At 57.9% G+C, this 18762-nt stretch carries 15 protein-coding genes; 10 read left to right on the forward strand and 5 right to left on the reverse strand.

Annotation, left to right across the window (positions count from 1 at the left end; genetic code table 11):
* Positions 1–17: 17 nt before the first annotated feature.
* The 6 genes from IM271_RS00865 to IM271_RS00890 are packed head-to-tail and all read left to right on the forward strand — an operon-like array spanning position 18 to position 7132.
* Positions 18–1637 carry a TIGR04028 family ABC transporter substrate-binding protein gene (locus IM271_RS00865; protein WP_193052000.1) on the forward strand — a complete coding sequence of 540 codons (1620 nt, stop codon included), beginning with the start codon at positions 18–20 and terminating at the stop codon, positions 1635–1637.
* A gap of 10 nt (positions 1638–1647) precedes the next feature.
* Positions 1648–2592 carry an ABC transporter permease gene (locus tag IM271_RS00870; protein ID WP_193052001.1) on the forward strand — a complete coding sequence of 315 codons (945 nt, stop codon included), beginning with the start codon at positions 1648–1650 and terminating at the stop codon, positions 2590–2592.
* Positions 2589–3440, forward strand: a complete 852-nt coding sequence (locus IM271_RS00875) for an ABC transporter permease (RefSeq protein ID WP_023327540.1) — start codon at positions 2589–2591, stop codon at positions 3438–3440. Before IM271_RS00870 ends, IM271_RS00875 begins: the two co-directional genes overlap by 4 nt.
* Positions 3437–5044 (forward strand): ABC transporter ATP-binding protein, encoded by a 1608-nt coding sequence (locus IM271_RS00880; RefSeq protein WP_193052002.1) that lies wholly within the window; start codon positions 3437–3439, stop codon positions 5042–5044. The genes IM271_RS00875 and IM271_RS00880 overlap by 4 nt, the downstream gene beginning before the upstream one ends.
* Positions 5041–6030, forward strand: a complete 990-nt coding sequence (locus IM271_RS00885) for a putative FMN-dependent luciferase-like monooxygenase (RefSeq protein WP_193052003.1) — start codon at positions 5041–5043, stop codon at positions 6028–6030. The genes IM271_RS00880 and IM271_RS00885 overlap by 4 nt, the downstream gene beginning before the upstream one ends.
* 10 nt (positions 6031–6040) lie before the next feature.
* Entirely contained in the window at positions 6041–7132 is a 1092-nt protein-coding gene (locus IM271_RS00890) for an alkylhydroperoxidase domain protein (RefSeq protein WP_193052004.1), read from the forward strand.
* A gap of 6 nt (positions 7133–7138) precedes the next feature.
* On the opposite strand, the gene araJ is transcribed toward IM271_RS00890, so the two are convergent.
* Positions 7139–8314 (reverse strand): MFS transporter AraJ, encoded by a 1176-nt coding sequence (gene araJ / locus IM271_RS00895; RefSeq protein ID WP_193052005.1) that lies wholly within the window; start codon positions 8312–8314, stop codon positions 7139–7141.
* Positions 8315–8478: 164 nt separating this feature from the next.
* Here araJ and ppk2 point away from each other — a divergent pair, with 164 nt between their 5' ends.
* The gene (ppk2, locus tag IM271_RS00900) at positions 8479–9297 is read left to right on the forward strand and encodes a polyphosphate kinase 2 (protein ID WP_193052006.1); all 819 of its coding nucleotides are present in this window, start codon (positions 8479–8481) and stop codon (positions 9295–9297) included.
* A gap of 58 nt (positions 9298–9355) precedes the next feature.
* Here ppk2 and fdnI read toward each other — a convergent pair whose 3' ends face one another.
* From fdnI to fdnG, 3 genes are read right to left on the reverse strand one after another with little or no spacing between them, the layout of a single operon-like run.
* A complete protein-coding gene (fdnI, locus tag IM271_RS00905) occupies positions 9356–10012 on the reverse strand; it encodes a formate dehydrogenase-N subunit gamma (RefSeq protein WP_048960000.1) in 657 nt (218 codons plus the stop codon).
* Positions 10005–10889, reverse strand: coding sequence for a formate dehydrogenase subunit beta (gene fdxH, locus IM271_RS00910; RefSeq protein ID WP_045260592.1), 885 nt, complete (start codon positions 10887–10889; stop codon positions 10005–10007). Before fdxH ends, fdnI begins: the two co-directional genes overlap by 8 nt.
* 11 nt (positions 10890–10900) lie before the next feature.
* Positions 10901–13948, reverse strand: a complete 3048-nt coding sequence (gene fdnG / locus IM271_RS00915) for a formate dehydrogenase-N subunit alpha (RefSeq protein ID WP_193052007.1) — start codon at positions 13946–13948, stop codon at positions 10901–10903.
* Between the two features lie 221 nt (positions 13949–14169).
* On the opposite strand from fdnG, the gene yddG reads away from it, so the two are divergent.
* Together yddG and IM271_RS00925 are read left to right on the forward strand one after the other, a co-directional pair.
* Entirely contained in the window at positions 14170–15048 is an 879-nt protein-coding gene (gene yddG, locus IM271_RS00920; RefSeq protein ID WP_193052008.1) for an aromatic amino acid DMT transporter YddG, read from the forward strand.
* A gap of 476 nt (positions 15049–15524) precedes the next feature.
* A complete protein-coding gene (locus IM271_RS00925; protein WP_028013256.1) occupies positions 15525–16634 on the forward strand; it encodes a porin OmpC in 1110 nt (369 codons plus the stop codon).
* 54 nt (positions 16635–16688) lie between these two features.
* Here IM271_RS00925 and IM271_RS00930 read toward each other — a convergent pair whose 3' ends face one another.
* On the reverse strand, positions 16689–17633 hold the full coding sequence (locus tag IM271_RS00930; protein ID WP_193052009.1) for a LysR substrate-binding domain-containing protein: 945 nt from the start codon (positions 17631–17633) through the stop codon (positions 16689–16691).
* A gap of 170 nt (positions 17634–17803) precedes the next feature.
* Here IM271_RS00930 and IM271_RS00935 point away from each other — a divergent pair, with 170 nt between their 5' ends.
* Positions 17804–18754, forward strand: a complete 951-nt coding sequence (locus IM271_RS00935) for a branched-chain amino acid ABC transporter permease (RefSeq protein WP_045260595.1) — start codon at positions 17804–17806, stop codon at positions 18752–18754.
* Positions 18755–18762 lie beyond the last annotated feature (8 nt).

Below are 18762 nucleotides of genomic sequence, written 5' to 3' on the forward strand. Positions count from 1 at the left end.
TAACAAAGGAATTCACCATGCAAACCCCATTTCGTCTGCCGCTGCTGACGGCGCTGATTCTGACGACAACCGCAGCCTGGTCCGCCGATGCGCCGGTCAAAGGCGGCACGCTGATTTATCTGGAGCAACAGGCGCACACCAACCTCTATCCGCCTGCCGGCGGCTTCTACCCGAACGGCGGCATTCTGAACCAAATCACCGACAAACTGACGTGGCAAAACCCAAAGACGCTGCAGGTCGAACCGTGGGTGGCCGAAAGCTGGACCACCAACGCTGATAAAACCGAATACACCTTCAAAATTCGCCCGGGGATCACCTTCTCCGACGGCACGCCGCTGGACGCCAACGCCGTAGCAAAAAACTTTGATACCTACGGTTTGGGCAATAAGGCGCAGCGCCTGCCGGTGTCAGAAGTGATCAATAACTACGATCGCAGCGAAGTGGTCGACCCGCTGACCGTGAAGTTCTACTTCAAAAAACCGTCGCCGGGGTTCCTGCAGGGCACCGCCACGATTGGCTCGGGCCTGGTCTCGCTCAGCACGCTGAAGCGCAACTTTGAAGAGCTGGGAGACGCCCGGCATATCATCGGCTCCGGCCCGTTTGTGGTGAAGGACGAGAAGCTCGGCCGCGAAGTGACGCTCGAAGCCCGTAAGGACTACCAGTGGGGGCCCAAAAGCCTGACGCAACAGGGTCCAGCCAATCTGGACGGCATCAAGTTTATCGTCACCCAGGAAGACAGCGTGCGCGTCGGTGCCCTGCTGGCCGGTCAGGCCGACTTTATTCGCCAGGTGCAGGCGTATGACGAAAAGCAGGCGACAGACCAGGGCTATAAAATCTACGCCGCCCCAACGCGCGGGGTGAACGACAGTATTAGCTTCCGCCCGGATAACCCGCTGGTCTCCGATATTCGCGTGCGCCAGGCGCTGCTGCATGCCACGAATGCAAAGCAGGTGGTCGAGACCCTCTTCTCGGCCAACTATCCGCAGGCGAAGTCGGTGATTGCCGATTCCGCCGCGGGCTTTGTCGATCTCAGCGACAAATTGACCTTTGACCCGGCAAAAGCCAACCAGCTGCTGGACGAGGCGGGCTGGAAAGCGGGCAGCGACGGGATCCGCGCCAAAGACGGGCAGCGGCTGGCGCTGACGGTATATGAATCCCTGCCGCAACCGCAAAACAAAGAGGTGCTGCAGCTGGTTGCCCAGCAGTGGCGTCAGGTGGGCGTAGTGCTGAACGTAAAAGCCGGGGACGCTGGCAGCCGCACGCTGGATAACCTTGATCCACAGAAAACCCCGTTAACCGTCTCCGAAGTGGGCCGCGCCGATCCGGACGTGGTGAAAAGCATGTTCTACCCGGCTAACCGCGACGCGCTGCTGCAAAAAGGCGGCTCCAGCGACAAGGTCAAAAGCTTCCGCGACGACAAGCTGAATGCGCTGCTGGTAAATATCTCCTCAGAGGTCGATCCGCAAAAACGCCTGCAGCTGACCGTCGATGCCCAGCGTTACCTGCTGGATAACGCCTACGTCATTCCGATTTTCGAGGAGCCACAGGTCTTTGCCGGTGCGCCGTGGCTAAAAGGCGTCAATTTTGAAGCGGTCGGCCGCCCGTCGTTCTACGGCGCGTGGATTGAGAAACACTGAGGAGCTGACGATGCGCCACGCACTTCTTCAACGTCTTGGGCACGGGCTGCTGGTGCTGTGGGCCGCCTTTACCCTCTCGTTCGTGTTGCTCCAGGTGCTGCCTGGCGACGCGGTGCTGATTAAATTTCAGAACCCGGACCTGGGCCTAAGCCCGGCGCAAATCGAGGAGATGCGCGTGGCCTACGGCGCGGACAGCCCGCTGTGGCAGCAATACGGCCACACGCTGCTGGCGATGCTGCGCGGAGATTTCGGCTACTCGTTACAGGCAGGGGTGCCGGTCAGCGAGCTGATTGCCAGCAATCTGCCGGATACCCTGAGTCTTGCCCTGCCCGCGTTTGTACTCGCGGTCCTGCTGGCGTTTGCGCTGGCCTTTGCGTCGCGCCTGCCGGGTCTGCGCTGGCTGAGTAATACCCTCCAGTCTCTGCCGGTCCTGTTTATCTCCTTACCCACGTTCTGGCTGGGGATTGCCCTCATTCAGCTTTTTTCTTTTCAGCTGCGGCTCATTCCGGTGATTAACCCGACGCCGCTGCAGGGGCTGATCCTGCCGATCGTGACCGTCGCGATCCCGATCTCCGCCCCGCTGGCGCAAATTCTGATGCGCAGCCTGGACCAGGTGGCGACGCAGCCGTTTGTCGCCGTTGCCCGCGCTAAAGGACAGAGTGAAACCGCCGTCCTGTGGCGCCACGTCACCGGCAACGCGCTGCTGCCGGTACTCAATATTGCCGGGCTGCTGCTGGGCGAACTGATTGCCGGAGCGCTGATCACCGAAACCGTATTTGGCCGCAGCGGGCTCGGGCAGCTGACCCAGCAGGCGGTGAACAACCAGGACATCGCCGTGCTTCAGGCGGTGGTCATGATTTCCGCTCTCGGCTTTGTCCTGATCAATCTGCTGGTGGACCTGCTGATGCCGCTGCTGGATCCCCGTCTGCAAACCGTTACCGGAGGTGCATCATGAGCCTGGTCGATTACGCTGCCGCCGCGCGAAAACGCGTTCCCGGCTGGCAGGGCGTCGCGTGGCAGCCGGGACTGTGGCTGGCGTGGGCGGTGATTATTCTCGCGATTTTTGCTGCCGTAGCCCCCGGCCTGTTAACCCACTACAGCCCGATTGAGGGCATCGCCGGAGCGCAACGTCTGGCACCGCAGGCGGGCCACTGGCTCGGCACCGATCAGCTTGGCCGCGATGTTTACACCCGCATTGTGTATGGTGCGTCCCACTCCCTGAGCGCAGCGCTCGCTGCCGTCACGATGGGACTGGTGGTGGGCACCGGTCTGGGGGTGATCGCCGGCGCGTTCGCCGGACGCGTCGAATCTTTCCTGATGCGTTTTGTCGACGTGCTGTTGTCCATTCCGTCTCTGCTGCTCTCGCTGACGGTCATTATTCTGCTCGGGTTTGGCACCGTTAACGCCGCCATTGCCGTCGGCGTGGCCTCCATCGCCAGCTTCGCCCGCCTCGCGCGCGGTGAAGTGGTGCGCATCCGCCATACGGATTATGTCGAGGCGGCGTTTGGCAGCGGCGGGACGTTCCTGGCGGTCCTGTGGCGACACATCCTGCCCAACGCCTTAACCGCCGTTCTCGCCTTTGCCACGCTGCAGTTTGGTCAGGCCATTCTGGCCCTCTCCACGCTGAGCTTTCTCGGCTACGGCACCCCGCCGCCCGTTCCGGAATGGGGCTTATTGATTGCCGAAGGCCGTAACTATCTCTCTACCGCCTGGTGGTTAACCACCTTCCCCGGCGTGGTCGTCATCGCCGTCGTGCTTGCCACCAACCGTATCAGCCAGCAGTTCAGCGGAGGCCTGAAATGACCGTACTCTCGGTAGAAAACCTGACCATCAGCTACCGTACCGCGCGCCAGTGGCGCGAGGTGGTGCATAACGTCAGCTTCACCCTCCGGCGGGGGGAAATGCTGGCCTTTGTCGGCGAATCCGGCTCCGGCAAAACAACCACGGCACAGGCGATCATCGGTCTGCTGGCGGATAACGCCCGACGCGATGCCGGGAAAATCGTGCTCAACGGCGAGGAGATTAGCCGGTGGTCAGCGAAGCGTCTCGATACCCTGCGCGGCGCGCGAATCAGTCTGGTTCCGCAGGATCCGGGTAATTCACTCAACCCGGTGAAGACGATCGGCGTACAGGTCGGGGAAATTATTCAGCAGCACCAAAAGGTAACGGCACTCCAGCGCGACGAGCAGGTGCTCGCCCTGCTGACAAAGGTCGGCCTGAGCCATCCCGAACAGCGCATGAAGCAGTATCCGCATCAGCTCTCCGGCGGGATGAAACAGCGCGTGCTGATTGCCATCGCCATTGCCCTGCGCCCGGACGTGATCGTTGCCGATGAGCCCACCAGCGCGCTGGACGTGACGGTGCAAAAACGCATTCTCGATCTGCTGGATATCCTGCGTCGGGAATCGGGTACTGCGGTTCTGTTTGTCACCCATGATCTGGCGCTGGCTGCCCAGCGCGCGGACAGGCTGCTGGTGTTTCGCAACGGCGAGGTTCAGGAGCACGGCGACACCGCCGACATTGTCCGCACGCCGCAGCACGCCTATACCCGTCAGCTACTGAGCGATCTCCAGGGCCAGCGCCTGACCATCGCCCCGGTAGCTGGCCTTCCGCTGGCGTCACCAGCCATTCGCGCCCGCGCCATCAGCAAACGGTTCTCGCTGGGCAAAGGTCATCACCTTCAGGCGCTGGATCGGGTGACGTTTGACGTCAGGCGCGGCAGCACGCATGCGCTGGTCGGTGAATCCGGCTCAGGGAAAACCACCCTCGCCCGTATTTTGCTGGGTTTTGAACAGGCCGACAGCGGACAGGTCATTATTGATGATATTGATGCCACCGACCTCAGCCGCGAGGCCCGCCGCCAGCTGCGCCAGAAGATCCAGTTTGTCTACCAGAACCCGTTCGCCTCTCTCGACCCGCGTCAAACCCTGTTTGACATCATCGAAGAGCCGCTGAAGAACTTTGCTCGCCTCAGCAAGGCGGAGCGCAAGCTCCGTGTAGAGACCGTGGCGCAGCGGGTTGCCCTGCCCGTCGAACTCCTGACCCGCACCGCCCGGGAACTTTCAGGCGGGCAGCGCCAGCGCGTAGCCATCGCCCGGGCGCTGATCCTGGAGCCAACTATTCTGGTGCTGGACGAGGCCACCTCCGCGCTGGACGTCACCGTACAAACGCAGATTCTGGCACTGCTTCAGCAGTTACAGCAGCAGCTGGGATTAACCTACCTTTTTATCACGCACGATCTCTCTACCGTCCGCCGGATCGCCCACAGCGTCACGGTGCTGCGCAGCGGTGAGGTGGTCGAACACGGTGACGTCGAAACCTTATTCACGTCACCACAGAACGACTATACCCGCGAGCTGATTGCCGCCATTCCCCATTTTTCACCCGCTACGGAGGAGTTCGCATGACGCGAAAACGCCTGGGGTTTTTCACCCGCCTGCTTGACGACGCCACGCCGAAGGAACGCTATCGTCTGGCAACCGAACAGATCCGCCACGCCGAACGCCACGGTTTTGACAGCGCTTGGATCGCGCAGCACCACTTCCACGAAAGTGAAGGCGGCCTGCCGTCGCCGCTGCTGTTTCTGGCCCACGTTGCGGCGCATACCGAAACCATCCGCCTGGGCACGGCCATCATTACCCTGCCGATGGAAAACCCGCTGCGCGTGGCGGAAGATGCCGCCGTGCTGGATCTACTCGCCGATGGGCGTCTCGAAGTCGGTTTTGGATCGGGCGGCACGCCGACCTCATTCCTGCCGTTCGGACTGACGTTTGAACAGCGCGGCGCGGCCTTTGCTGACCATTTGCATGTGATCCAGAGCGCCTGGCGCGGGGATTCGCTCACCCATCCGGATAACCACCTTTACCCGCCAGCGCCACAGCTGGCTGAACGGATCTGGATTGCCACCTTTTCCGTCGACGGTGCCGTTCGCGCCGCGCGGGCCGGACACGGTTTGATGCTCTCCCGCACGCAGCCGCGCCCGGCAGACCAGTTGGATTTGACGCTCGACGCGATCCAGAACCCGATTGTGGATGCCTATCTTGAGGCACTGCCTGCGGGCATTGCGCCGCGTATTCTGGCCTCCCGCACGGCGTTCGTCGCCGACAGCGATGACTACGCGCTGAAGGTCGCCACGCCGGGTCTTACCAGGCAGGCCCAGCAGCATCGCGCTGCCGGACACGCGGTTAAAGGTGACACCGTCACAGATTTCCGTCGCCAGTTCGACGCCCATATCGGCTCGCCCGAGACGGTGCTGCATTCGCTGCTGGCTGATTCCGTTCTCAGGCGCGCCACGGATATCTCGTTCCAGGTTCATTCGGTCGAGCCCACCCATCGCGACACGCTGCGATCCATCGAACTGATCGCCGAACATATTGCCCCCCACATCCTTTGAGGAGACACCTATGTCATTAAGTCAGGACATTCTCGCCGAGCTGGCGGAAATTAAACCCGGTTCCCCTCTGGCAGAGGCGCGCACCACGCGGGACGCCGCCACGCGCCACGCACAGGGCAGCTACGAAATCTTATTTACCCAGCAGGATAGCGATTTTGCGCTGGACGAGCGCTTCGCCGTCGCGGCAAAAGTCGCCAGGTGGCACAACGCAGAGGCGCTGGCCGCGCACTATGCGGGGTTTGGCCTGGCCGACCCAACATCCGAACGCCTGACCCCTGCGCTGCACTTCGCGCGCCTGCTGACGTTCTCTCCCGTCGAAGCCACGCCGTCCGCGTTGACGGCGCTGACCCGGGCGGGCTGGAGCAAGGAAGGCATTGTTACCCTTGCGCAGCTTGTTGCGTTTGTCAGCTTTCAGAGCCGACTCGTCGCCGGGCTGCGGCTGCTAAATGACAAGCCGGTGGTGGCAAGCGATGCGCCGGTGGCGGCAGGCATCTGGCATACAACCGCAACCACGGTCTCCGGGAAGACGGCTCCCGTCGCGTTCACCCAGCAGGAGCTGGGCTGGGAGCCGTGGATCGACGCCAAACCGCTGGCGGACTTCCGTGATGACGAGGTTGCGATCCTGGCGAAATTTGGCCATACCGATTCCGACTACTTCCGCCTGCTGGGGCGCAACCTGCCGGTGCTTGAACAGCGCACGCTAACGGATAAAGGAATTTTTTATACACCGGGGGGATTACCGCGCGCCGAGCGCGAGCTGGCCGCAACGGTAGCCAGTAAAATCAACGGCTGCATCTACTGCGCCTCTGTCCATGCGCGTAAAGCCAGCCAGCTGTCAAAGGATGACGCGGCGGTAGAGGCTCTGCTGGCCGTGCGTCCAGGACAGTCCCTGAGCGAGGGGCAATCTGCGCGCTGGCAGGCGGAAATTAATTTTGCGGCAGCGCTGTCGGTTACCCCGCCTGCCGCCACGCCGCTGCACCTCGCCGCTCTGGAAAAAGAGGGGCTGGACACCTTAGCCCAGCTGGACCTGGTGCAGTCCGCTGCGTTCTTCGCCTGGGCCAACCGCCTGATGCTGACGCTAGGTGAGCCCTGGCTTGCCTGAATGCAATCAGGCTAGCGCGCGAGCGTTAGCCTGAGCCTGTCTGGCCCGCAGGTAACCGTAGATCAACAGCGCGCTCATGGCCGAGAACGAGAGGAACGCCGCAGGCAGCGTGACGTAGCGCCAGCTAAAGCCGAGGGTAATCATCATCCCACCAAAGTACGCCCCGATCGCGCTGCCGAGATTAAACGCCATCTGCCCTCCGGCCGCCCCCAGCATCTCACCGCCCTTCGCATTTTGCAGCAGCAAAATTTGCAGCGGTGCAGAGAGCGCAAACAGCCCGGCACAGCAGATAAAGCCCATCACCAGCGAGGCCGTTTTCAGTTCGCCCAGGGCGAAAAGCAGCAGCAGCGAGGCGACAATCACCATATCGGTGATGGCCGCAATGCGCAGCGGGCTAAAGCGCCCCGAGAGTTTGCCACTCAGCAGATTGCCCAACACCATGCCAAGGCCCATCAGCATCATGATGGCCGTCATCATCCCTTCGGAAAAGCCAGAAACGTTGACCATAAACGGCTTAACGAAGCTGAACCACGCGAACACGCCAGCATTGCCAAACATGGTGGCGGCAAAAATCAGCCAGGGTTCCGGCTTCTTCAGGAACTGAAACTGCTCGGACAATTTGATTTCTGATTTGTCATGGATGTCCGGCACCCAGAGCAGAACCGAGAGGATAACCAGCGCGTCGAACGCAGCAATCAGGAAAAAGGTATAGCGCCAGCTGAACTGGTGCCCCAGCCAGGTGCCGAGCGGGACGCCCACCAGGTTGGCCACGGTCATCCCGGCGATCATCCCGGCCACCGCGACCGTCACTTTCCCCGGAGGTGCAATTTTGGAGAGGATTATCGCCCCGACGCCAAAAATGGCCCCGTGCGGAAAACCGGAGATCAAACGCCCCAGCGCCAGCCAGAAATACGACGTAGAAAACGTAAACAGGGCATTTCCGACTGCGCACATGGCAACCAGAAACAGCAGCGTCGTTTTTAACGAGAACTTGCCGGAGAACAGCGCCACAATCGGCGCGCCAATCACCACGCCGAACGCATAAAACGAGCTCATATTCCCGGCGGAAGGAATCGAAATGCCGGTGTCGTGCGCCAGCTCGGTTAACACCCCCATAATGCCAAATTCAGCCATACCCAGGCCAAATGTGCCAAGCGCCAACGAAAATATTGTCTTTTTCATGCCTCAACCACCGGTTAATCATTCGCGAAGGCATTATTAAATAATCTTGTATGGTGAGCCAGTTCAAATCAGCTGGCTGACACGTTAATCCATTAATTCAGGTGGATTACACTTCATAGTGCGGCCTCGCTTTTTCCACGCCGGACAACCTGAGGATGACAATCATGGGAAGCAAAAAGAAAACCCCTGTCGCTGTTGATGTCGTATCGAATGCCCCCCTTAAGACCAAAGAGTATGAAAAAGAGCTCCGCCGCCTGCACGTCGAACTGGTTAAGCTCCAGCAGTGGGTCGTCGCCAAAGGATTGAAGGTGTGTATTGTTTTTGAAGGACGCGATGGCGCCGGCAAAGGCGGCACCATTAAAGCGATCACCGAGCGCGTCAGCCCCCGCGTGTTTCGCGTTGTTGCGCTTCCTGCCCCAACGGATAAAGAGAAAAGCCAGCTCTACTTCCAGCGCTATGTGCCTCACCTGCCCTCGGCGGGTGAAATCGTGATATTCGATCGCAGCTGGTATAACCGCGCAGGCGTGGAGCGGGTGATGGGGTTCTGCACGGAGGAACAGGCGGAGAAATTTTTAGACGGCGCGCCGGTCATGGAAAAAGCGATGGTCGATGCCGGGATTATCCTGCTGAAGTACTGGCTGGAGGTGACGCCGAAAGAGCAGGAGCGCCGCCTGCGCGACCGCATTAACGATGGGCGTAAGATCTGGAAGCTGTCGCCGATGGATATTAAATCCTTTAACCTCTGGGACGAATACACCCGCGCGCGCGACGCCATGTTTGAAGCCACCGATACAGCCTGGGCACCGTGGTTTGTCGCCCGTTCTGAAGATAAAAAACGCGTGCGTCTGAATATTATTTCGCATCTGCTTTCGCAGATTCCGTATAAAGAAATTCACCTCGACAAGGTGGATTTACCGAAGCGCAAAATCGGCAAACTTAAACCCACGAAATACCCGTTCCGGTATGTGGAAGAGCGGTTCTGATTTGAAGAGTAGGCCCGCGCAAGCGCAGCGCCGCCGGGCAGAGCCGACGGCGCAGGTCTTACTTCATCCCTTCCGTACTTTCCTGTTTCGCCTCCAGCCGTTCCACATCACGATACCAGCGCGGGTGATGTTTCTGCGCCCAGCGGCGGCTCACCTTCCCTTCAATCATCCCTTTGATCGACCCTTTTACCCAGAACGCCATATACATATGGATCAGGATGGCATGAATCAGGATGATGGCCGACGTCGCGTGGATAAGCAGCGCGTAACGTACAACCTGGATCGGGAGGTACTGTGCAAAATACGGACGCCAGATCATCACCCCAGTCACCAGCAGCACAAAAATCATGCTCATGATGGTCCAGAACATCATCTTCTGTCCGGCATTGTATTTCCCCACCTTCGCGACTTTATGCTCGTTGCCCTTCAGGACTTCGACAATCCCTTTCACCCACGGGATGTCCTGCTTGTCCGGAATATTGTGATGGACAAAGCGCACGAACATAAACATCAGCACCACGAAAATCAGCACGCCGAAGAATGGATGCAGAATGCGCCCCATTTGCGGCGTACCGAAGGTTTCGGTCAGCCACTGCAGCGTCGGGAAGAAGAACGAAATGCCGGATACCGCCACCAGGAAGAAGCAAATGACTACCGTCCAGTGACAGGCGCGATCGACAAATTTGGTGCGCACTATCATTTTCGACTTACTCATGATGCTCCTCCTCGTCGTCATCCACCTCTTTATTCGGGCCGATACCGATGTAGTGATAAATCAGCCCCGCAAAGGTCGCGATAAAGCCCGCCGCGGAGAGCGGTTTAAGCGCCCCTTTCCACAGGTTGATGGAGGTATCGATCGCCGGATCTTTCGGCAGGTTGTGATACAGCTCCGGCTGGTCGTTGTGATGCAGCACGTACATCACGTGCGTGCCGCCCACGCCCTGCGGGTTGTAAATGCCTGCCTTGTCGTAGCCGCGCGCTTTCAGCTTGTCCACGCGCTCTTGCGCCACGTCGAGCATCTCTTTTTTTGTGCCGAAGTGGATCGCACCGGTCGGACAGGTCTTCACGCACGCAGGCTCCTGGCCAACGCTGACGCGGTCCACGCACAGGGTGCATTTGTATACCCGGTTATCCTCTTTATTGAGGCGCGGGATATTAAATGGACAGCCCGCGATGCAGTAGCCGCAGCCGATGCAGTTATCCTGCTGGAAGTCGACGATCCCGTTGGCGTACTGAATTATCGCACCGGCAGACGGACACGCCTTCAGGCAGCCCGGATCTTCACAGTGCATACAGCCGTCCTTGCGGATCAGCCACTCCAGCCTGCCGTTCTGGTCGGTTTCGCTAAAGCGCATCACCGTCCAGGATTTGGCGCTCAGATCCGCCGGGTTATCGTAAACCCCGACGCAGTGCCCCACCTCGTCGCGGATGTCGTTCCACTCTGAGCAGGCCACCTGGCAGGCCTTACAGCCCACGCAGGAGGAGACGTCGATAAGCTTGGCGACCTCTGCCTTATAGTCCCGCGCGCGAGGCGCGGGGGTGATCGGGTTGGTCGCGGAGCGTTTAATAATGTCTTGTGTTTCCATCGCCATTTAATCGCTCCTTACGCTTTCTCGATGTTGACCAGAAACGCTTTGTACTCCGGCGTTTGCGAGTTGGAATCGCCGACGTTTGGCGTCAGGGTGTTGGTGATATAGCCTTTCTGCGCCACCCCTTCAAAGCCCCAGTGCAGCGGAATACCGACGGTTTCCACCTGCTGGCCGTGCACGTTCAGACTTTGCAAGCGACGGGTCACCACCGCCACGGCGCGAATAAAGCCGCGCTTGCTGCTCACCTTGACGCGATCGCCGTTGGCAATGCCTTTCGCCTTCGCCAGCGTTTCGCTTATCTCCACAAACTGTTCCGGCTGCGCGATGGCGTTAAGCCGCGCGTGCTTGGTCCAGGTGTGGAAATGCTCGGTCAGGCGGTAGGTCGTCCCCACGTACGGGAATTTGTCCTTTTTGCCTAAGCGCAGCACGTCCTCTTCGTAGATGCGCACCACCGGGCTTGAGACCACGTTCGGGTGCAGCGGGTTGGTCCCCAGCGGCGTTTCCATCGGCTCGTAGTGTTCCGGGAACGGCCCTTCTGCCAGCTTGTTGAGGGCGAACAGGCGCCCCAGCCCTTCCGGCTGCATGATAAACGGCCCGGTGTTGCTGCCCGGCGCGGCGGTGCTGTAGTCCGGAATGTCGTTCCCCGTCCACTTCGCCCCGTTCCACTGGATCAGCATGCGCTTCGGATCCCACGGCTTGCCGTTCACGTCGGCGGACGCGCGGTTGTACAGCACGCGACGGTTCAGCGGCCACGCCCATGCCCAGCCCAGGGTGTTGCCCAGGCCTGACGGGTCAGCGTTATCGCGGTTGGCCATCTGGTTACCCTGCTCCGTCCAGCTGCCGGTGTAGATCCAGCAGGACGATGCCGTTGTCCCGTCATCGCGCAGCAGCGCAAAGCTGTTCAGCAGCTGGCCTTTTTTCGCGACCAGGTTGCCGCTCGCGTCATACAGATCCGCCAACGCCACGCCGTTGTTCTCTTTCGCGACTTCCTCAGACTCAGGACGATCCGGCTGCTTGTAGTGCCAGCTCATCTTCAGCAGCGGCTCAGCGCCTTTGCCGCCTTCGGTGCGGTACATTTCGCGCAGCCGATGATAAATGCCGGCCAGGATTTCGCCGTCGTTACGCGCTTCGCCCGGTGCGTCCTGCCCTTTCCAGTGCCATTGCAGCCAGCGGCCGGAGTTGGCAATAGAGCCGTCCTCTTCCGCAAAGCAGGTGGACGGCAGGCGGAACACTTCGGTCTGAATCGACGCCGGATCGACATCGTTGGATTCCCCGTGGTTCTGCCAGAAGGTGGAGGTCTCGGTCACCAGCGGATCGATAACCACCATGTACTTGAGCTTGCTCAGGCTGCGCACGACTTTGTTTTTATCCGGGAATGACGCCACCGGGTTAAAGCCCTGGCAGATATAACCGGTGACGTCGCCCTTATCCATCATGTTGAAATACTTAATGACGTCATAAGCCTGATCCCACTTGGGCAGCCACTCAAAGCCCCAGTCATTCTCCTTCTGCGCCGCGTCGCCGTAGAAGGATTTCATCAGGCTGACGTAGAACTTCGGATAGTTGCTCCAGTAGTTCACCTGATCCGGCAGCGTTGCTTTTGGCGTATTAGCTTCAAGATACGCTTGCAGACTGGCCTGCTTTTCCGACGGCAGCGTCAGGTAGCCCGGCAGGCTGGTGGAGAGCAGGCCGAGATCGGTTAAGCCCTGAATGTTAGAGTGGCCGCGAAGGGCGTTCACGCCGCCACCGGCCATCCCCATGTTGCCGAGCAGCAGCTGGATCATCGCCATGGTACGGATGTTCTGCGCGCCCACGGTGTGCTGCGTCCAGCCCAGCGCATACAGGAACGTGGTGGTTCTGTCAGCGGCGCTGGTGGAGGCCAGCACCTCGCACACCTTCAGGAAGTCCGCTTTCGGCGTGCCGCAGATGTTCTCCACCACGTCCGGCGTATAGCGGGAAACGTGCTGCTTCAGCAGGTTCCACACGCAGCGCGGATGCGTCAGCGTTTCATCCCGCATCGCATAGCCGTTTTCATCGAACTGATAGTTCCAGGACGTTTTGTCGTACTGGCGTTTTTCAGCGTCATAGCCGCTGAACAGCCCGTCATCGAAGGCAAAATCATCCCGCACCAGCAGGTTCGCGTTGGTGTAATGCTTAACGTAGTCCGCGTTAATTTTGTTGTTTTCGATCAGGTACAGCAGCACGCCGGAGAGGAACGTAATGTCCGTACCGGAGCGGATCGGCGCATAGATATCCGCCACCGATGCCGTACGCGTAAAGCGTGGATCGACGACGATAAGCGTCGCATCGTTGTTGTTTTTCGCTTCCATCGCCCAGCGGAAACCCACCGGATGGGCTTCAGCGGCGTTACCGCCCATCACCACCACGACGTTGGCGTTTTTAATATCAACCCAGTGGTTGGTCATCGCACCGCGACCAAATGTTGGAGCAAGACTTGCTACCGTTGGTCCGTGTCAGACGCGCGCCTGGTTGTCTACCGCCAGCATGCCGAGAGAGCGCACAAATTTTTGCGTCAGCATGCCGGTTTCATTGCTTGCCGCAGATGCGCACAGCATCCCGGTAGAGAGCCAGCGGTTGACCGTCACGCCCTGCTCGTTCTTTTCAATAAAGTTGGCGTCACGGTCGGCTTTCATCAGTTTTGCAATACGGGAGAACGCCTCATCCCAGGAGATGCGCTGCCATTTATCGGAACCCGGTGCACGGTATTCCGGATAGCGCAGGCGGTTTTCGCTGTGGACATAGTCCAGCAGTCCCGCCCCTTTCGGGCACAGCGCCCCACGGCTCACCGGATGATCCGGATCCCCTTCAATATGGTAAATCGCTTCTCTGGCGTTCTTCGCGCCATCGCCCAGGCTATACATCAATAGCCCACAACCCACGGAGCAGTATGTGCAGGTGTTACGGATCTCTTTCGCACGCAGCAGCTTATAGTTGCGTGCCTGAGCCAGCGCCATTTTGGGAGCAAATCCCAGCATTGCGGCTGTGGTTCCGGCCATACCGCCCGCGCAGATTTTGAAAAATTGTCTGCGGCTGACGTCCATTGTTGTCCTCGTTATCTGATAAGACTTCGCGCCGCAAACTAACATTAAAGCCCCTGTTTTTTTTGCGTCAAATCAAGGTCGCCTGACGTCGCCCCCTTAATAGTCACCGCTGCCGCGTTTGAATACCCCTTAAGGGTTAAACACGTAAGAGAATAATTCGCGACAGGGTCAGAATTAATGCTATACATTTTCCCTTTTATTTTATTAGTGATGAAAACGTAATGGACAGAAAGAGAGCAACGCTCACGGGGCTGGCTGCGATACTGCTATGGAGCACAATGGTGGGTCTGATTCGCAGCGTAAGCGAGGGGTTGGGGCCCGTCGGCGGCGCGGCGATGATTTACACCCTCAGCGGGTTATTGTGCCTGGTAACGGTAGGATTTCCTGATATTAAACGTTTTTCACCCGGGTATCTTATTGCAGGCAGCGTACTGTTTGTCAGTTACGAAATTTGTCTGGCGCTGTCGTTAGGCTATGCCGCCACGCGAGCGCAGGCCATAGAAGTCGGTATGGTTAATTATCTCTGGCCGAGCCTGACGATCGTCTTTGCTATTTTATTCAACGGACAGAAATCAACGCTGTGGGTCGTCCCCGGTTTAGCTATCGCTCTGCTCGGCGTGTGTTGGGTATTAGGAGGTGAGCAAGGATTACACATTGATGAAATAATCCGCAATGTCGTCTCTAATCCCCTTAGCTATACGCTTGCTTTTGCCGGAGCATTTATCTGGGCCGCCTACTGCACCGTAACCGCCAAATTTGCCAAAGGGCAAAACGGTATTACCCTCTTTGTTTTGCTCACTGCGCTGAGCCTGTGGGTGAAATATACTATTAGCGATCAGCCAGAAATGGTGTTCAGCTTTCCGGTTATCGTGAAGCTCGTTATGTGCGGCATTGCGCTTGGGTTTGGCTATGCGGCATGGAATATTGGCATTCTGCACGGTAACGTCACGGTGCTGGCTGCCGTATCCTATTTTACTCCCGTGCTCTCTGCCGCGCTTGCAGCCGTGCTGCTAAGCTCACCCCTCTCTTTTTCGTTCTGGCAGGGCGCGCTGATGGTCTGCGCCGGGTCATCGCTCTGCTGGTACGCTACACGAAAATAGGGTTCAGATTTATGCCGGGTTCGATTAAATCCGGCATAAAAATTAACATAAATTTAATATGTGATCACATCGTAATATATTTATCAGAACATTAGTGCATTTGTTGATGTTCTGTTTATATTAGCTTCCTTCGTCAATTCCCCCGGCATCAAATTGACATAACCTGACACCGCTGCGTAACTACTTCCCTGCGAATATTACCGCTATTAATAACACGAAATGCAATAATATTCGCCATCATCGTTGCCAAAAAAATAAACTCATTCTGATTAAATAATCGCCACAAAATTTTATTCAGCCGTCGTTAATCCGATCTCGATCACACTAAATGAAATTATTACTCATATTTTGAAACTTATTATTGAAAGACAACTACAAGATTTTTAAAAATAGCACGCCGTTGACGAACAGCCTCGTTTAGAAATCGTTCGCGATGGTTCAGGAAATACTGAAAAAAATTATAAGGAATATTTAAGATGAAACTTAAATTAGTTGCAGTGGCAGTCACTTCCATGTTGGCAGCAGGCGTTGTAAACGCAGCTGAGATTTATAACAAAGACGGTAACAAGCTGGATCTGTACGGTAAAGTGACAGGTCTGCACTATTTCTCTGATGACGCAGGCGCAGACGGTGATAAAACCTACATGCGTATCGGCTTCAAGGGTGAAACCCAGGTTAACGACCAGCTGTCCGGTTACGGCCAGTGGGAATACCAGATTCAGGGTAACAAGGACGAAGGCGACAACCAGTCCTGGACCCGTGTTGCCTTCGCAGGTCTGAAGTTCGCTGAAGCCGGTTCATTCGATTACGGCCGTAACTACGGCGTGATTTACGACGTGACCTCCTGGACCGACGTTCTGCCAGAATTCGGCGGTGACACCTACGGTGCCGACAACTTCCTGCAGTCTCGTGCAAACGGCGTGGCAACTTACCGTAACCAGGACTTCTTCGGTCTGGTTGACGGCCTGAACTTTGCCCTGCAGTACCAGGGTAAAAACGGCAGCGTAAGCGGTGAAAACACCAACGGCCGCAGCCTGCTGAACCAGAACGGCGACGGCTACGGCGCGTCTCTGACTTACGATCTGGGTGAAGGCTTCAGCGTCGGTGGTGCAATGTCTTCCTCTCGCCGTACCGCTGACCAGAATGCGGCTGGCGTATACGGTGAAGGCGACCGCGCTGAAGTGTACAGCGGCGGCGTGAAGTACGACGCGAACAACGTTTACCTCGCGGCGCAGTACTCTCAGACCTATAACGCAACCCGTTTCGGCACCTCTAACGGTAACCGCAGCGATATCTACGGCTTTGCAAACAAGGCGCAAAACTTCGAAGTTGTGGCTCAGTATCAGTTCGACTTTGGCCTGCGTCCATCCATCGCCTACCTGCAGTCTAAAGGTAAAGACATCGAGAACTTCGGCGACCAGGATCTGGTTAAATACATTGATGTCGGCACCACCTACTATTTTAACAAAAACATGTCCACCTACGTGGATTACAAAATCAACCTGCTGGACGACAACCAGTTCACTCGCCAGGCAGGTATCGGTACCGACAACATCGTTGCGCTGGGTCTGACCTACCAGTTCTAAGATTTGTCAGTACAAAAGCCAGCGTAGCACGCTGGCTTTTTTTATCTTCCGCTTTTACCCGACAGACAACTCCCCGCCTGCCGCCCGACGCAGCCAGGTTTGCAGCAGCTTGCCGTCTTCGGTCATCTCTGAATCTGAGCGCACGCAGAGGTAATAATCGCGCCCGTCATCAATCGGTAAGTCAAATATCTTGACCAGCTCGCCGCTCTCAAGATATGGCGCAATCAGCGGCTCACGCATGAGCGCACATCCCAGCCCTGCCTGAACGCCCGCCAGCGTCAACAGCCCGTCTTCAAACAGCGGGCCGCTGCGCCGGAGTGGTCGTTTTACCCCCTGCAACAAAAACCACTGCGTCCAGCTCGTACGATCTTCATCGTGCAGCAGCGGCATTTGCAGCAGCTGTTCAGGCGTGTCGATATGGCCATGAACGCGCAAAAACGCGCGGCTGCATACCGGCACCATCTGGCCGGAAATCAGCTTTTCACTCTGATACCCCGCCCACTGCCCGTTACCAAAACGAATCGACATATCCGACGCGTCGCTCAGATAGTTACGGTGATTGGCATACACCACGTTGATCTCGGTTTGGGGATTGGCGCGCATGAACGCAGGCAAGCGCGGGATAAACCACCCCATACCAAAAAGCGGAATCAGGCTGATGGTGACCTGACGCGTTTGCGCCTGCTCCGCCAGGTGCTCCGTCGCCTGGCGCAACACGTTAAAGGCCGCTCGGATCGAGCGGTAATATTCCCGCCCGTGCTGGCTCAGCACCAGCCTGCGTCCCTGACGTTCCGTGAGCGGCATTTGCAGGTATCCTTCGAGCACCTTGAGCTGATGGCTGACGGCCGACGGAGAGATATCCAGCTCCTGCGCGGCCAGCGTGACGCTCCCCAGCCTGGCGATGGCCTCGAATGCACGTACGGCCCGAAGCGGTGGATCGTTTGCCAGGCGGCTCTCTGCAAACGCCGTCAGGCTCGCCAATTGTTCTGTTTTATTCATATGTTGATTTCTTTAGGCTTTTCACCCAAAAGCAGGCATTAACTATTTTCATTTAAATCATAAACATAAAACAATATTTATTTATCATAAGAAATAATAGATGCGTATTTTACAATTTAATTCATTTATTGGATGGTAGCCGCAGAACGAGCACTTTGCGGGTACAGACGTTGGATACACTCATACAACAACTGATCAACGGTGTGATGCTGGGAAGCATCTACGCGCTGATCGCGCTGGGCTATACCATGGTGTATGGCATTTTGCGCATTATTAACTTTGCCCACGGCGATATTCTGATGGTCGGCGCGCTCACCACGCTCTCCGCCATTAACGCCCTGAATAGCACCTTCCCGCATATGCCGCTGCTGTTGCAGCTCGGCGTTGCCCTGATGATTGCCATGGCCGTTTGCGCCTTGCTGGCCATGGCCGTGGAGCGCTTTGCCTACCGTCGACTGCGCAACGCACCGCGCCTGGCGCCGCTGATCTCGGGTATCGGCGTCTCCGTCCTGCTGCAAACCGTGGCGATGATTATCTGGACGCGCAACCCGCTGATGTTTCCGCAGATCCTACCCATGGATCCGATTACCGTGACGTCAGGAAGTGAAATGCACCCTCCCGCCATCGTGACCGTTACCGGTATTGTCACCGTGGCGCTGGCGCTGGCGGTGATGACCGGGCTCTGGCTGCTGGTGGAATACACCCGCCTGGGGCGCGGCATGCGCGCCGTGGCGGAAAATCCGCGCGTGGCCACGCTGATGGGGGTTAACCCAAACGCCATTATCACCCTGACGTTTGCCATTGGCGGGGCGTTTGCCGCGCTGGCAGGCGTAATGATGGCGAGCAACTACGGTAACGCCAGCTTCTCGATGGGTTTTTTACCCGGGATCAAGGCCTTTACCGCCGCCGTGCTGGGGGGCATTGGTAACATTCGGGGTGCCATGATTGGCGGCATCCTGCTCGGCATTATCGAAGCGCTGGGCGCAGGCTACCTGGGTGAACTGACCCACGGTGTATTTGGCAGCAACTATCAGGATGTCTTTGCCTTTATGGTGCTGATCCTGGTGCTGGTCTTCCGTCCGGCTGGCCTGCTGGGCGAGCGCGTAGCGCACAGGGCGTAAGGAATACC

Source organism: Enterobacter cloacae complex sp. I3 (assembly GCF_014896175.1).
Taxonomy (GTDB): Bacteria; Pseudomonadota; Gammaproteobacteria; order Enterobacterales; family Enterobacteriaceae; genus Enterobacter; species Enterobacter bugandensis.

Coding starts and splice junctions, on each gene's coding strand:
- IM271_RS00865 (WP_193052000.1), top strand. CDS start 18: ATGCAAACCCCATTTCGTCTGCCGCTGCTGACGGCGCTGATTCTGACG.
- IM271_RS00870 (WP_193052001.1), top strand. CDS start 1,648: ATGCGCCACGCACTTCTTCAACGTCTTGGGCACGGGCTGCTGGTGCTG.
- IM271_RS00875 (WP_023327540.1), top strand. CDS start 2,589: ATGAGCCTGGTCGATTACGCTGCCGCCGCGCGAAAACGCGTTCCCGGC.
- IM271_RS00880 (WP_193052002.1), top strand. CDS start 3,437: ATGACCGTACTCTCGGTAGAAAACCTGACCATCAGCTACCGTACCGCG.
- IM271_RS00885 (WP_193052003.1), top strand. CDS start 5,041: ATGACGCGAAAACGCCTGGGGTTTTTCACCCGCCTGCTTGACGACGCC.
- IM271_RS00890 (WP_193052004.1), top strand. CDS start 6,041: ATGTCATTAAGTCAGGACATTCTCGCCGAGCTGGCGGAAATTAAACCC.
- araJ (WP_193052005.1), bottom strand. CDS start 8,314: ATGAAAAAGACAATATTTTCGTTGGCGCTTGGCACATTTGGCCTGGGT.
- ppk2 (WP_193052006.1), top strand. CDS start 8,479: ATGGGAAGCAAAAAGAAAACCCCTGTCGCTGTTGATGTCGTATCGAAT.
- fdnI (WP_048960000.1), bottom strand. CDS start 10,012: ATGAGTAAGTCGAAAATGATAGTGCGCACCAAATTTGTCGATCGCGCC.
- fdxH (WP_045260592.1), bottom strand. CDS start 10,889: ATGGCGATGGAAACACAAGACATTATTAAACGCTCCGCGACCAACCCG.
- yddG (WP_193052008.1), top strand. CDS start 14,170: ATGGACAGAAAGAGAGCAACGCTCACGGGGCTGGCTGCGATACTGCTA.
- IM271_RS00925 (WP_028013256.1), top strand. CDS start 15,525: ATGAAACTTAAATTAGTTGCAGTGGCAGTCACTTCCATGTTGGCAGCA.
- IM271_RS00930 (WP_193052009.1), bottom strand. CDS start 17,633: ATGAATAAAACAGAACAATTGGCGAGCCTGACGGCGTTTGCAGAGAGC.